At 56.5% G+C, this 14,687-nt stretch carries 12 protein-coding genes; 3 read left to right on the top strand and 9 right to left on the bottom strand.

What is annotated here, in order from left to right:
- The first annotated feature begins 18 nt into the window (after positions 1 to 18).
- Positions 19 to 702 (top strand): CsiV family protein, encoded by a 684-nt coding sequence (locus CDH48_RS05770; protein WP_100687787.1) that lies wholly within the window; start codon positions 19 to 21, stop codon positions 700 to 702.
- Here the strand turns inward: CDH48_RS05770 and CDH48_RS05765 are convergent.
- From CDH48_RS05765 to CDH48_RS05745, 5 genes are all read right to left on the bottom strand, one after another.
- Positions 677 to 1,459 (bottom strand): S-methyl-5'-thioinosine phosphorylase, encoded by a 783-nt coding sequence (locus tag CDH48_RS05765; protein ID WP_100687786.1) that lies wholly within the window; start codon positions 1,457 to 1,459, stop codon positions 677 to 679. The two genes, CDH48_RS05770 and CDH48_RS05765, sit on opposite strands and share 26 nt — an antisense overlap.
- Entirely contained in the window at positions 1,459 to 2,754 is a 1,296-nt protein-coding gene (locus CDH48_RS05760; protein WP_100687785.1) for a mechanosensitive ion channel family protein, read from the bottom strand. Before CDH48_RS05760 ends, CDH48_RS05765 begins: the two co-directional genes overlap by 1 nt.
- Positions 2,755 to 2,786: 32 nt before the next feature.
- The gene (locus CDH48_RS05755) at positions 2,787 to 3,251 is read right to left on the bottom strand and encodes a L,D-transpeptidase family protein (protein ID WP_379923183.1); all 465 of its coding nucleotides are present in this window, start codon (positions 3,249 to 3,251) and stop codon (positions 2,787 to 2,789) included.
- Positions 3,252 to 3,342: 91 nt separating this feature from the next.
- Positions 3,343 to 4,020, bottom strand: coding sequence for a TetR/AcrR family transcriptional regulator (locus CDH48_RS05750; RefSeq protein WP_100687784.1), 678 nt, complete (start codon positions 4,018 to 4,020; stop codon positions 3,343 to 3,345).
- Between the two features lie 60 nt (positions 4,021 to 4,080).
- Positions 4,081 to 4,881 carry a hypothetical protein gene (locus CDH48_RS05745; RefSeq protein ID WP_100687783.1) on the bottom strand — a complete coding sequence of 267 codons (801 nt, stop codon included), beginning with the start codon at positions 4,879 to 4,881 and terminating at the stop codon, positions 4,081 to 4,083.
- A gap of 187 nt (positions 4,882 to 5,068) precedes the next feature.
- Between CDH48_RS05745 and CDH48_RS05740 the strand changes: the two genes are divergently transcribed.
- Positions 5,069 to 5,689 (top strand): riboflavin synthase subunit alpha, encoded by a 621-nt coding sequence (locus tag CDH48_RS05740; protein ID WP_100687782.1) that lies wholly within the window; start codon positions 5,069 to 5,071, stop codon positions 5,687 to 5,689.
- Between the two features lie 15 nt (positions 5,690 to 5,704).
- On the opposite strand, the gene CDH48_RS05735 is transcribed toward CDH48_RS05740, so the two are convergent.
- The 4 genes from CDH48_RS05735 to CDH48_RS05720 all read right to left on the bottom strand — a co-directional run bounded on the left by CDH48_RS05735 (position 5,705) and on the right by CDH48_RS05720 (position 13,581).
- On the bottom strand, positions 5,705 to 6,829 hold the full coding sequence (locus CDH48_RS05735) for a methyltransferase (protein WP_100687781.1): 1,125 nt from the start codon (positions 6,827 to 6,829) through the stop codon (positions 5,705 to 5,707).
- Positions 6,826 to 7,878 carry a class I SAM-dependent methyltransferase gene (locus tag CDH48_RS05730; RefSeq protein ID WP_100687780.1) on the bottom strand — a complete coding sequence of 351 codons (1,053 nt, stop codon included), beginning with the start codon at positions 7,876 to 7,878 and terminating at the stop codon, positions 6,826 to 6,828. The genes CDH48_RS05735 and CDH48_RS05730 overlap by 4 nt, the downstream gene beginning before the upstream one ends.
- Positions 7,879 to 7,923: 45 nt before the next feature.
- Positions 7,924 to 8,604: a carbonate dehydratase gene (can, locus tag CDH48_RS05725; protein WP_100687779.1), complete on the bottom strand. Its 681-nt coding sequence runs from the start codon at positions 8,602 to 8,604 to the stop codon at positions 7,924 to 7,926.
- A gap of 84 nt (positions 8,605 to 8,688) precedes the next feature.
- Entirely contained in the window at positions 8,689 to 13,581 is a 4,893-nt protein-coding gene (locus CDH48_RS05720) for an NAD-glutamate dehydrogenase (RefSeq protein ID WP_100687778.1), read from the bottom strand.
- A gap of 136 nt (positions 13,582 to 13,717) precedes the next feature.
- Here CDH48_RS05720 and CDH48_RS05715 point away from each other — a divergent pair, with 136 nt between their 5' ends.
- Positions 13,718 to 14,680 carry an AAA family ATPase gene (locus CDH48_RS05715; protein ID WP_100687777.1) on the top strand — a complete coding sequence of 321 codons (963 nt, stop codon included), beginning with the start codon at positions 13,718 to 13,720 and terminating at the stop codon, positions 14,678 to 14,680.
- Positions 14,681 to 14,687 lie beyond the last annotated feature (7 nt).

The following is a 14,687-nucleotide window of genomic DNA, read 5'->3' as shown; positions in this document are numbered from 1 at the left end:
CAAAACTGGAGCACTCTCTTGCAGACTGATGGTAATCGCTTGTGCCGGCTTTTGGCACGCACACTACTGACGGCCATTCTGGCAACCACTTCTCTGGTGAGCCATGCCCAGCAAACGCCCGACGACTATTACCGGGCCGAGTTTGTGATTCTGGAGCGCATTGTCGACCCGGATGCGATCAATGAGCGTATGCAGCAGCAAAAAGTGGCGCCGCCAGTAGAGACCAATGAAGTACTCTACAGTGTTGCCCCGGGAGGCGCCGCCAACTCAACGCTGGAACTGGTGCCTCGCAGCTCGCTTCACCTTGGCAACGCAGCCAACCGCCTGGAACGAAGCGGGCGCTATCGTGTGCTGATGTCAGCGGGCTGGTATGAAGCCTTCCCGCCGGATTACAAAGGTCAGCCCCTGAGAGTTGAAGTGGGGGATTGGCTGGAACAGGCAGGCCAGAGGGAGATTGAAGGACACATTACAATCGACAGGCAGCGCTACCTGCACGTTAACGTTCATCTGAACCATTGGCAGGAAGGGAAAATCGCCGCGATGACGACAGGCTCCGGGCTCGAGCTTCAGCCTGAAATACCGCTTGAGCTAATCACCTGGATCCGCGAAACCCGCAGAATGCGAAGCGAGGAAATCCATTTTCTGGATTCCCCCACCATCGGCGTTCTCGTCTTCTTCAAAAAGATTGAGGCAGAGCAGTAAGCGCACCCATGCTGGCCATCGACACTTCAAGAATGCGTCTGACACCAGACATGCCTTGATCGATGGCCGCGTCAATTTCTTCCATGGTTATAATGTGGTCTGACTTCCCGGCAGCCCAGTTCACCACGAGGCCCAGGCACACATAACGGATACCCAGCTCCGCTGCCAACGCGGCTTCCGGCATACCGGTCATACCCACCAGATCACAGCCATCCCGCTCCATGCGTCGTATCTCCGCTGCGGTTTCCAGCCTTGGGCCCTGGGTTGCACCATAAACACCAAATCCGGCAAATGGCACGTCATGGGTTCTTGCCGCTTGTATCAGAACATCCCGGGCGGCCTGGTCGTATGGCCAGGTGAAGTCGATATGTGTTACCTGCCTAAGGTCGCCCTCAAAGAAGGTACCTGCCCTGCCCCAGGTGTAATCAATAATCTGGTCGGGGATAACGACGCGGGCAGGCCCCATGTCCGGATGTATTCCGCCCACCGCGTTCACACCAATGACCGTGCGCACACCGGCGTCGTAGAGGGCTTTTATGTTCGCTCTGTAGTTCACCTGGTGCGGTGGAATCTGGTGGGGATTGCCGTGCCGGGACAAGAACACAACCGGCTGGCCATCAAGAAGCCCGTGGGTTAACTCCGAGGAAGGCGCACCCCAGGGCGTTTCCACATTGCGGGTATCGTTGATTTTCAGGCCCGAAAGCGTCGTCAGGCCTGTTCCACCAATGATGCCAACGGCGTTACCAATATCCGTCATCAATCTCCATCTCCCCCGTCCAGGGACTGCTCGCCAACATCACCCGCCTGGGTGTCATAGCGGCGGCTGCGTGCGCGTTTGCTACGATTGCTTTTGTTGTGCGAGGCGCTATCGGCACTGGTGGTTTCTTCAGGGTGTTCATCACCCGTTTCACCACGGTCGCTCTCCCCGCTCTGGTCTTCGTCAGACCATGCAGGCAGCCGCTCGTCACCAAAATGTATGGTTTGTGTCGGGAAGGCCACCTGGCCACCATGGTTCTCAATCACATTACTGATCTTCAGAAGCACATCCTGCTTCACTTCGTGGAACCGAACCCACTGGGTGGTTTTGGTGAAGGCGTACACCATGATATCCAGGGAGGAATGGCTGAAGGCCAGAAAATTCACAATCAGCGTTTGCGTGTTATCTATATCCTCATGCTTCTCCAACATCGAGCGGATATCCGCAACAATTGTTGCCATCTGGCTGACATCCGCATAGCGAATGCCGATGGTCTCGTAGATACGCCGGTTGGTCATTCTTGACGGGTTTTCTACTGCAATCGTTGTAAACGTCGCATTTGGAACATACAAAGGGCGCTTGTCAAACGTCCGGATCGTCGTCAGCCGCCACCCGATCTGTTCCACAGTACCTTCAATATTGCGGTCCGGCGAGCGTATCCAGTCGCCCACCTTGAATGGCCGGTCCAGATGAATAATGAAGCCGCCGAAAAAGTTGGCCAGCAAATCCTTGGCTGCAAAACCCACCGCAATGCCACCGACACCACCAAAAGCCAGCACACCCGAAACGCTATAACCCAACGACTGCATGGCGATCAATACCGCCGTAATAATGACCACCGCCCGGGAAATCTTGCTGATGGCGTTCACCGTGGTGTAATCCATCGGCTTCTTCATCTTGACCGGGGAAACCAGAATAGCCTCAACCTGCCGGATAACCCTCAGCAATCCCCAGACAATGATAAAAATAAAGCCGAATTCCAACAGGACACTGTTCGCCCTGAAGATCTCGGCAGACGAATAATGGTGTGCCACCTCTGCGGCCCAGTAAACACCCTGAAGCCACACGAACGCCACCACCGGCGCACGGACCGCATGCAGCGCAGCGTCATCCCAGATGGTATCGGTTTTGGCAAACCTCCGCTCAAGCGCGGCAATCACGTGGCTTGCAATGTAAGCGACCGTCGCAGTTCCCAGGACCAGCGCAAAAACAACAATGCCCACGCGCCAACCCTCGGATAACACACCGAAGCCCTTGATCCAGTTATTGAGGACGGACATCATTTCCCCGATCATAAGGTTCCTCTAAACATTCGTGCAGTACGCCGTCAGCGAATAGTAACCGGCATGCCCACGTGCGCACAGTCAAACAGCGCAATCACATCCGCATTGCGCATACGCACACAACCGTGGGAAAGCGCCAGACCCATGGGCTCTGAGTCGGGAGTGCCGTGTATGTATATAAAACGGCGGAACGTATCAACGCCGTTACCGCGATTCTTCCCTGGTTCCAGGCCGCAAAGCCAGAGTATGCGGCTAAGAATCCAGTCCCGCCCGGGGTGCCTGGCGGCCAGTTCGGGGCTGTATATCTCGCCGGTTGGGCGGCGTGCCCGAAACACCGTGTTAGCGGGTAATTCGGCGCCAATCATGGCCCGTATATAATGCGCCCCCCGTGGAGTGCAACCGCTGCCGTCCTGCTCGCCTGCGCCATTTAACCCGGTAGAAACCGGAAAACTGGCCACTACGCCACCGCGCGCATCAAGCAGCGCGAGAGTCTGGCTGTGCAGATTGATGTCGATTGAACAGGCGGTACGGCTGTGTTGGCTCACAACGGGCAGGGCTCCCACACAATTTGAAGAGGAAGCCTAACCGAGAGGGTGCCCCTCAGGCAACCGGTAACCGGGCGCCCGCTGGCGGGGTCAGCATCGTGTCCTGGGCCTGCATGCCGGCTGCAAGGAAGGGTACGAGGCGTGCGGCAATTTCCTGAACGGTGGTTTCCACGCCCAGCTTGTTGCGCAGAATATCCTGCAGGGCGTCACTGCTGGACATGGTAAAAGCGGTTGCGCCCAGCATGAACTGTATACGCCAGTAGCGATCTACTGCCGAAAGCTGCGGCGTCGCCTCTTTCAGCAGGCCCATAAAACGACTGAACGGTTCGCTGTATTCCTGCTCCAGAAATTTGCGCAAATGCCCCTGCGACTGAGTATAGGCAAGCCCGAGCAGTCGCATGAAAATCGAGATACCTTTTTCATTACGCTGGGGCATACGCACAGCGCTTTCGGTGAGGGCCCAAAGTGTCTGGTTCAGGGTTGGCGGCTTGCCGTCACAACGGGCCTCAAGCTGATCAAACGCGCTCTCAAGGGTTGCTGAAAACGGAGTGAGAAAGCGGGCAAAAACAGCGTGAATCAGCGCGTTCTTGGAGCCGAAGTGGTAATTTACTGCCGCAAGGTTTACCTTGGCCTTGCTGGTAATCATACGCAGTGAAGTTTCCGAAAAACCGCGCTCGGCGAAAAGTTCTTCTGCGGCGTCAAGAATTCGGTCAACAGTATCCGACTGGGCCATTTTGTTTTCAGTGCCTTTAGCAAACGTCTGTTTGAAACATACGTTTGAAGCACATTTATGTCAAGTTCTGCCCTCGGGCTTTGCCACTGCTGACTGCCATCCCCGATCAATGGCTTGCTGATTGCCTTCAAAAAAGGCGGCCTGGACCCGATCATAAGCCTTTTCCGCCTCAAGCAGATAGATCAGGTACAGCCTTACGTGCTCGCGACGGGACAAAGCCCGCGGCAGCGCTGTCTGTTCCGACAGGCGCAAAAGACCGCTGAAACGGGTGTTTCTCAGGGTAGGGTTAAATTCTGCCATGCGGGCGCACTGCCAGATCAGCCCCTCTTCACCCTCGAGATGTTCAGCGTGTTTTCGCGCATCGCGAAGCATTCGCTGGCGTTTGATCAGCAAATCCAGGTAAGAAGGCGTTGCGGTATAGAGCCGTCGCACGGCTGGAATGCCCAGTAGCAGAATAATCACGAAAGCACCAAACCCGCCACCGGCGATCCAGGCAGGCACAAAGCCCGTCAGGCCGCTGAGGAATACGACGGCTGCCAACAGGGCGCTGAACAGCCACAGATCCCTGCGCCGGCGCGCCGTTGCAACACTGAAATTGTCTGGCCAGTCGTTCATGGCCAGAAGCTCAAAGTCCATTAACAGTACCCGGTCGCACTGGCGCAGCATCAGCCTCAGTTGTCGCTGACGGGCTTCTGCCTCCTGCCCATCGCTTCCGGCCGGTGCTGCAGCCACCTGCTGGCCAGCCCGGCTGGCTGCCGGCAGCGCGTTCCCGGGCACAGGATCAGCCGCTCGCCCGGGCCGCAACACAGCGCCCTGCGCTGCGCCGGCTAACGCCTTTTCTGCGGTTTGATTCTGTGCCATGGCATGTCACCTAACAGGTCAGGAAATCCCGGTTAACGAATAGCTTCTTTGTCGGGTATCGACTGCGTGGCCACGATCTTGAGTCTGGTGTTTCACCCGTGCTTTTCCACCAGAACTTGGCAACAACAATCTCCGCCGTTATCCTTCCTGTCCATCGCCACACACCGCGCTCCAATCGAGGTTTATTATGTTCACAGGTATTGTCCAGGGAATGGCTGTCGTGGAAGAAATTACCGCTGTAACCGGGCTGAGCACCTTTGCAATCCGTTTTCCGGAAAACAGCACAGAGAATGTCACTATTGGCGCGTCAGTGGCCATCAACGGCACCTGCCTGACAGTTACCCGCCAGGATGGCAATACGCTGTTTTTTGATGCCATGCAGGAAACACTGAAACTGACAACACTCGGGGATCTTGAGCCCGGCCACTCGGTCAACTTTGAGAGGGCGGCGCGGATAGGCGACGAAATTGGCGGCCACCTGCTTTCAGGTCACATTCACACCACAGCAAACGTGGTTGACATAATCAGGCCGGAAAACAACGTAACCCTCTGGTTTGAAGTACCGGAACCCTGGGCACGCTACATCTTTGCGAAGGGTTATATAGCCATCAACGGCGCCAGCCTTACCATCGGCGAAGTCGATGGCAACCGGTTCAATGTTCACCTCATTCCGGAAACACTGCGCGCCACAACCTTTGGCACCATTGAAAAAGGCATGAGAGTAAACATCGAAATCGACAGCCAGACCCAGACCATTGTCGATACGCTGGCGCGACTGGGCTACAACCGCCCTGCCCCGGCCCTGTAAAGTGGCAGCCAGCCATCAGAGCCTGGCTTCGAAAACCACGAATTTCGGGTTGGCATCTAACTGCCGGACACCGGGAAAGAAACGCCGCAAGCTCCGATGGTAACCAAGATGCCGGTTGCCCACCATCAGCAGGCGCCCGGTTTTTGTCAGGTGGCGTGACGCCTGCTCAAACAGCCTGAGCGCAATGTGATCACCCACCACGCCGCCTTCATGAAACGGCGGGTTGAGCAGAATGCGCTCAAACTCCCCCTGATTACCGGCTATCCCGTCTGCGTGCAGGAACAGCGCCCGGGCATCCGGAAACGCACTCTCTGTATTGTGGCGGGCACTGAGAACGGCCTGGCTTGAGACATCACTGAAAGTCATTTGAATGCCTGGTTGCACGGCCAGCGCGCTCAGGCCCAGTACACCGTTACCGCAAGCCAGGTCCAGCACCTTGTCACCGGGCTGGCAGGATCCGAGGGCGGATGCCAGGTGCGACAGTAGCAGCCGTGTACCAATATCCAGCTTCTCCCGCGCGAACACAGCTGGCATGGCGTCAACCCGGATGCCGCCATCCAACCGGTAACCTTTCCAGGAGCCGGGCCAGCCTGCCAGCCTCGCAGCACCTCGGCTGCAGGTGATCAAGCGGGCCTTTTTAACCGCCCGGCTTACCTTCCGGACCTCCACCGCTCCCGCGAATACATCCACACTGCGATCCGGCAGATGTTTGATCATTCCGGCAGCCAGTATTGTTCCGTCATGATTTAGTGCGGCATTGGCCCAGCGCAGCAGCCAGCCCAGATAATCAGCCTCGCGGGGAATCTTCAGGAGAATCAGATCGTAGCTGGCAGCAGGGGGTTGCAACCAGCTGTATACCTGCTCCGGTGTCGCACAACCGGGGTTCAGGCTCGCATTGAGTTTCAGTGCGGGGCCGAGGACCGCGCTGTCAGCCACCACATCCGGCGCAAAACGGGACAGCCCAAGCGTCAGCGCGCCATACTGGTCATCAACCACCAGAACCCGCGAATCGGGCGCATCTGCCAGGTGCCCGAAAGCTTCCTGTAACAGCAATTCGTCAGCGGCATTCCAGGCGCGGAGGCTGGGGTCATCCGTACCCGGGCGTTTCAGGGTCAGTTCAACCCCGGGGGCTTTTATCATTTCGGGCCCCTGAAAGCGCGGTAAACGGTGAAACCCCCGTCTTCACGCAGACGTTCGACACGCCCGATGTACCGGCTGATCAGAGGCTCATAAGGCAGAAAACTGTTTGCCACCAGGCGTAATTCGCCGCCAGGCTGCAAATGCCGTTTCACACCCTGAAGAAACTGCTCTGTCATGGACGTGTCGGTTTTTACGCCGGTATGAAAGGGAGGGTTGCTGATAACCCCCTGCCAAACTCCGTCAATATTCGTGAGACCATCCGAGGCGAATATTGTGCCCCTGGTTGCATTGCACTGGTAGGTTTCCCGGGCGCAGATCACTGCCTGCGACTGGACATCCACGCCGTCAACACGAGCAACAGCCGCTTGCCTTGAGGCCTGCCAGGCCTGAATCCAGGCGCCGATAACGCCTGCGCCGCAGGCGAAGTCCAGTACCCGGGCAGCACGGACCGGCTGCTCCGCCAAGGTCTCCAGCAACAAGTGTGTGCCCCTGTCCAGACCATCCTGGCTGAAGATTCCCGGCAGCCCTGCCACCTCCACGGACACCCCGGCACATTCAACCGTGCGCCAGCTTAGCCAGTCCTGAACCCGAAACCCGGGGGCAGGCTCTGTCGCTTCGGCACACCACACCTGACAATGGCGCGCACTGTCTTTTTTCACAGCCTGCGGAGCAATCGCTTTCAGTTGTTTGATGGCACCGGCAATACCCTCTTTCTTTTCACCAATCAGGATCAGCCGCGCCTTGTCCGAAGCCAGGGAACGTGCCAGCGCCAGGCGCATTTCCAGCTCTGCCCGGGCTTTCGGCAAGAAAACCACAATAGTGTCATAACGGTTTTCCGCCAGTAACGGGGCATCGTAACCAAAACAGGCCTGCCAGCCTTCACACTGCTCAAGAGTACGAAATACACCGGCGTGTTCGCTCATGGCAAGGCCGCCGCCAGGGAGCTCCGGCAAAAGGTGCACAGACGCAACCCCCAGCAAGGCCACCCGATCAGACAACAGGTGGCGATTTTTGAGCAGCGCCTGGTGGGAGTTAGGTAAACCGGACACAGGTATGCTCTGCGTGGAGTGAATGCAACCGTTTCAAGGTAACGATCAGACTTTTTTCTGGCGGCCGGAACGCACCGGGCGCAACGCCAGTTCGTCCAGGCTGTTCTGTTTGATCTGTTCCCAGTCCTTGTCGCCGTTAACCGACAGCCCCATATCCCGGAGTATGCCGTCTGCCACGTCGTAAACGAAGCCGTGAACATTCAGTCGCTGCTTGCGCTTCCAGGCTTCCCGAACGATGCTGTTCTGGCACAAATGCCCTACCTGCTCGATCACGTTCAGCTCACACAGGCGATCAATCTGGTCCGGCTCATTGTCGCTGGCATTGAGAACGGCCTGGTGGCGATCCCTAACATCCTGCACATGCCGCAGCCAGTTGCTGATCAGGCCAAAGCCTTCATTGCGCAGCGCTGCCCTGACACCACCACAGCCATAGTGCCCCACTACCAGAATGTGCTTTACCTTGAGCACTTCTACAGCAAACTGCAGCACAGACAGACAGTTGAAATCAGTATGCACTACCACGTTAGCCACATTGCGGTGCACAAAAAGCTCACCCGGCAGTAGGTCGACTATCTGGTTGGCAGGCACGCGGCTGTCGGCACAACCTATCCAGAGGTATTCCGGCGCCTGCTGATTCGACAGGCGATAAAAAAACTGCGGATCCTCGGCCTTGATGCCTTCGGCCCAGGCCCGGTTTTTTTCAAGTAGGTGGTCCAGCTGACCCATCAAAAGACTCCATTGTGATGATTCCCGATCACGATTGAACGGGAATCACGGCTTCAACGCAATACTCAGTTTGTCTGAATCATGTCATTCTGTCTTTTGAGGTTCGCTTTCATTATGGGGCTGGTGCAACGTACTTTGCGCCAGGTCCAGCAGTTCACGCAGAGCAACAGAGAACATGGCATACTCGGGCTCCCGGACACCCTTGAGCTCGAGCAGTATGGATTGCCAGCGCTCAATCATATGCTCATGCCGCTGCCACCATTCGTCAATACAGGCAGGGATATCCTCCGGTTTACCGGCCATATTCAGAACGCCGGTGGTCAGCGCCCGCTGCTGCCAGTCGAGATCCTCACGAAAACTCTCCCTTGCCAGCGCCTGCCAATGGGAGCCGGGCATAAGATTGGCAATGGCATTGGCGAACCAGTTCAGGTCCAGCCGGTCCCCCAGCTGATAATACAGGTTAGCCACGGTTTTAAGGGGCATGCCTGTCGCTTCCTGAGCTTCGATAATACCCAGGGACGAATACAGGTAGCCGGTACCTGAAACCACTGAAGCCAGTTCTGCTGGCAGCCCGGCGCCAACCAGCGCTTCATTGCGTTTTTCCCATTCCTGACGGGCCTGTTCGCCCAGATACTCCGGCAAACCTGCTGTAATCGCCCAGACGCCGTCTGCAAAACGTTCCATATGGCTCTGGATGTTCAGTTCCGCACGGCGATTACGCAGCAGCCAACGCACAGCCCTGCGCATCACGCGCATCAGGTCCCCCATCAACTCCATTTGCAACTGGGCCGGGATGTGAAAATCGAGATCCTCAATCTTGTCCCACCAGATATCAAAGCGGAATACATCCCGGGCAATCAGCCAGGCCAGCGCTATGGAAGCTGCACTGGCGCCTGTGGATTGGGTCAGGCGTTCCACAAAGGTAATCCCCATGTGGTTGACCATATCGTTAGCGATCTGGGTGGCAATAATCTCCCGCCGCAGCTGATGCTCACCCAACTCCCGGGAGAACTTCTGTGTCAGGGCGCGAGGGAATACCTTGTACATTTCCCGGGCAAGCGAAGGCTCATCCGGCAGGCTGCTATCAATGAGGGTCTGCTTCAGGTCCCCTTTCACGTAGGAAATCAGAATCGCCAGTTCGGGTCTGGTCAGCCCCTTTTTGTTGAGCTTGCGCTCCGCAAGGGTTTCATCATCCGGAAGAAACTCCAGGGCCCGGTTGAGCTTGCCCTCGCTCTCGAAGTTGTTCATCAGCCTGCGATATTCCTCAAGGCGCGCGGCGGCATCCCGGTTGGCGATACTGATGGCCTGGGTTTGCCGGTAATTGTTTTTGAGAACCAGGGCCGCTACATCGTCTGTCATTTCCTCAAGCATGACATTGCGCTGTTTGGACGTCAGGTCGCCCATGGCAACCGCGCGATTGAGCAGGATCTTCATATTGACTTCGTGATCAGAACAATCCACACCACCGGAGTTATCAATAAAGTCGGTATTCAGGCGGCCACCTTTCAGGGCGTAGTCAATCCGGCCAAGCTGGGTCATGCCCAGGTTGCCGCCCTCACCGACAATTTTACAGCGCAACTCACCGCCGTTAATCCGCACGCCGTCGTTAGCCTTGTCGCCAACATCACTGTTGGATTCGCTGCTGCCTTTTACGTAGGTACCTATACCCCCCACCCAGAGCAGGTCCACCTGGGCTTTGAGGATGTGGGTAATCAGCATGTTGGGCGGCACCCGGTCAGATTTGATATCCAGGAGCTTTTTCATTTCCGGGCTTACCGGTATGGATTTCGCACTTCTGCTGAATACGCCACCACCTTTGGAAATGAGGTTTGCGTCGTAATCTGTCCAGGCGGAACGGGGCTTTTCAAACAGTCGTTTCCGTTCCTTGTAGCTCTTGGCAGCATCCGGTGACGGGTCTACAAAAATATGCATGTGGTTAAACGCTGCCACCAGCCGGGTTTTCTCGGAACGCAGCAAACCGTTTCCGAAAACGTCGCCGGCCATGTCGCCAATACCTATGGCGGTAAACTCGTCCTCCGCCGGGTTGATTCCCAGTTCGCGGAAATGCCGTTCCACAGACACCCAGGCGCCTTTCGCCGTAATCCCCATTTTCTTGTGGTCGTAGCCGTTACTGCCGCCGGAGGCAAAGGCGTCGCCCATCCAGAAGTTGTATTCTGCCGCCAGGCCATTGGCGATGTCAGAGAAGGTTGCTGTGCCCTTGTCTGCGGCCACAACCAGGTAATGATCATCCGAATCATGGCGAACCACCCGCTCCGGTGGCTGAATGGCAGAATCGACAAGGTTGTCGGTTATATCGAGCAGGCCCCGGATAAACGTCTTGTAGGCAGCCACACCCTCGGCCTGGAAGGCTTCGCGATCGGAGGCATCGGGCAATTGTTTGGCCACGAAACCGCCTTTGGCACCCACCGGGACAATAACCGCGTTTTTGACCTGCTGGGCCTTTACCAGCCCGAGCACTTCGGTCCGGTAATCTTCAAAACGGTCTGACCAGCGCAGGCCACCACGAGCCACTTTGCCGCCCCGCAGGTGCACACCTTCAACCCGTGGCGAGTACACGAAAATTTCGTACACAGGCAGCGGCAGGGGCATATCCGGGATTCCGGAGGGATCAAACTTCACACTGATGTAGGGCTTGGGCCCGCCCGCTTCATCCAACTGGTAGTAATTGGTGCGCAGCGTGGCCTGCATCAGCTCAAGATACAGCCGAAGTACACGGTCCTCACTGAGGTTTTCCACCTTTTCCAGCCCGGCATTGAACTCGATTTCCAGCTTCTGCTGCGCCGCCTGGCTCTTGCCTTCACTCTGGAAGCGATCCGGGTTGAAGCGCACGTCAAAGAACTCAAGCAGCATCCGGGTCAGGTCAACATGATGCACCAGAGTATTGGATATGAACGTTTGGCTGTTGGAGAAACGGATCTGGCGCATGTAGCGGGCATAAGTTCGCAGCAGCGCTATTTCACGCCAACTCATGTACGAAGAAATCAGCATGCGGTTGAAGGCGTCATTCTCCGCCTCACCAAACCATACCCGGTGGAACAGCTCCTCGAAAATCGGCCTCAGCCGGTGGATATCCAGCGCAGCGCCACTGCTGGCGTAGAGCGTGAAATCATGAATCCAAACGGTTTTATTGTGGCGGTCCGTCACTTCAAACGGATGCTCCCCAAGGACCCGGAAACCCAGATTGTCAAAAATCGGCATCACGTCTGACAGTGGCAGCGGCTGATCGGGATAGAACAGTTTGAAATGCAGGGTGCTTTCATCTTCTTCCAGAGCCCGGTAAAAACTCATGGTAAGGTCGTTATCCGTTGCCGCGTCCGAAATGTGTTCAAGGTCAATGGCAGCCCGGCGCGGCGAGAACATCTCCCTGTAGCTGGCCGGGAAGCCGGCAGCCCAGAGCCGGTACAGTTCGTTGCCCTCTTCTTCACCACAGGCCTCACTGAGTGCAACCGCAAGGCCATCCCGCCAGGACTGTGCCAGTTCGATGACTTTCTCGCGAATCTCGGCAATCGGCAGCTTGCGGTTCTCAACCTGGGGAACACGGATCGTGAATTGCACCCGGGCCAGCACCGATTCAGAAAAATGGGTCACAAACTCGATATCTTCTGCATCCAGGCAGTCAACAAGCACCTTCTCTACTTTCAGGCGCAACTCGGTGTTGTATATATCCCGCGGAAAAAACGCCAGGCAGGTAACGAACTGACCGTAGACATCCTCGCGCAGAAACAGCTCAATGCGACGACGCTCCTGGATGTACAGAATATTTTTCGCCACCTCCAGAAGCTCATCCTCACCGATCTGGAACAATTCATCCCGGGGATACAGGGTAAGGATCTGTTCCAGTTCTTTGCCGGCATAATCTTCGCGCAGAAATCCCGAGCGCTTCATGACATTCTCGAATTTGCGCTTGAGCAAAGGGATCTCATCCGGTCGCTCATTGTAGGCACGGGCGGTATACAGACCCAGGAAGCGCCGTTCACCAACGACTTCTCCCTTTTTATTGAACTTCTTGACAGCAATGTAGTCCGGATAGGCAGGGCGGTGAACCCGCGAGCGCTGGGCAGATTTGGCGAAGATGAAAATGTCGTTCGCCCGGGTCATTTCGTTTCGTGTGCGCTGTGGCAGTTTATTGAGGCGTACCTGGGCTGGTCGCTCATTGTTTACGTGCAGAATGCCCAGTTCGGAATCCTCGACCCGGCGCACCACCACGCCGGACTTGTCTTTGACAAAGTCGTATTCGTCGTACCCCAGAAAGGTGAAGTGATCGTTGACCAGCCAGCTCAGAAAGGCCTGGGCCTCCTTTTTTTGCTCAGCACTGATGCCTGCATTGGTGCTGTCCAGCTCGTTGATGATTTCATTGACCTTCCCGGTCACCACCGGGAAATCAGCAACGGCGATGCGCACCTCGTGCAAAACGGTTTGCAGGGTATGCTCCAGGTCTTTCAGATCTTCCGGGTTGCTGTGCCTGTCAATTTCCAGAACGATAAACGCCTCATAAGCAGCAGAGCCACTGTCGCTTTTCGTTGTTGGCAGCAGTTTCTTCAGCTTCCCGGCCTTGTCTCGCTCTACCTGGAGGATGGAATGCTGAATGGAGTGGGTCCCGATCTCCCGTTGATTGATGGCAATGCGCAGGGAGTCAATCAGGAAGGGAATATTCGGGTGCAGAACAAACACAACGGTATGGGTGGATTGCCAGCCATCGCCTTCCAGGTCGGGGTTGAATACGGCAACCGGCGTTTCTTCCGCGCTGCGCTTCTGCAGAAACTGCCAGGCGGCCAGCACGGCACCATAGGTATCCGAGAGACTTCTGCTAAGAAGCTCCTCCAGAGGAATGTGCGCGTAATGCTGTTTTACAAATTCGCTGATTTTCCGGGCTTCGGCCTTGGTGATTTTTCGGGAAAACTCTTCGGCCAAACGTTCAAAAAACTGATCTTTGTTAGCCACTGTCAGCGCATTCATGGTCGACCTCAGTTAGTGTGAAATAAACGTAATCGGGGTATCGTCACATAAGCATAGTCAAACCCTTGATTTTTGCCGGGCAGACACCAAAACTGCGGCAACTACTTACGCTTACGAACGAGAGCAGTCAATTCCAATGTCGTTACAGCATACGTTTGGAGAGTTACGAACACAGTTAGCAAAAAGAATAATCGGGCAGGAAAAGCTGGTTGATCGCCTTCTTGTTGCCCTGCTAGCTGATGGACACCTACTGGTTGAAGGGGCACCGGGGCTGGCAAAAACAACAGCGATCAAAGCACTGGCAGATCATCTCACCGGCGACTTTCACCGCATACAGTTCACCCCGGATCTTCTGCCCTCGGACGTTACCGGCAGCGAGATCTACCGCGCCGAAACCGGCCTGTTCGAATTTCAGCGCGGGCCTATTTTCCACAACCTTGTGCTGGCCGATGAAATTAACCGGGCACCAGCCAAGGTGCAGTCTGCGCTGCTTGAAGCCATGGGTGAACGGCAGGTTAGTGTGGGCATGCGTACCTTTCCGCTGGATCGCCTGTTCATGGTGATGGCCACCCAGAACCCCATTGAACAGGAAGGCACCTACCCGTTGCCGGAAGCCCAGCTTGATCGCTTTCTGATGCACGTGGTGATCGGCTATCCCTCGGCGCAGGCAGAGCAAGCCATTCTGCACCTTGCGCGAAGCGATTACCGTCAGGGGCAGCCAGTGGCGGACATCCGCCTGAGCGCAGAGCAGGTGTTTGAAGCCAGGGCCCAGGCCGCTGATATTTATATGGCTGAACCGGTTGAGCAGTACCTGCTGGCACTGGTTCTGGCAACACGGGACCCGAGCGCCCTGGATCCGGAACTGGCTCGCTGGACCGCTTTCGGCGCAAGCCCGAGAGGCACCATTGCCCTGGATCGCTGCGCCCGCGCTATTGCGTGGCTCGAAGGCCGCGATTATGTAACACCGGATGATATACGCGCGGTGGCATTCGACGTGCTGCGGCACCGGATTCTGCTCACCTTTGAAGCCGAAGCCGAGGGCGTAACAGCCGATACAGTGATACAGCGCCTGATTGACCGCGTTCCCGTGAGCGCCTGAGGCCGGT

This window comes from Marinobacter aromaticivorans (assembly GCF_002806975.1).
GTDB classification, from domain to species: domain Bacteria; phylum Pseudomonadota; class Gammaproteobacteria; order Pseudomonadales; family Oleiphilaceae; genus Marinobacter; species Marinobacter aromaticivorans.
This window is presented reverse-complemented; position numbering and strand designations above follow the sequence as displayed.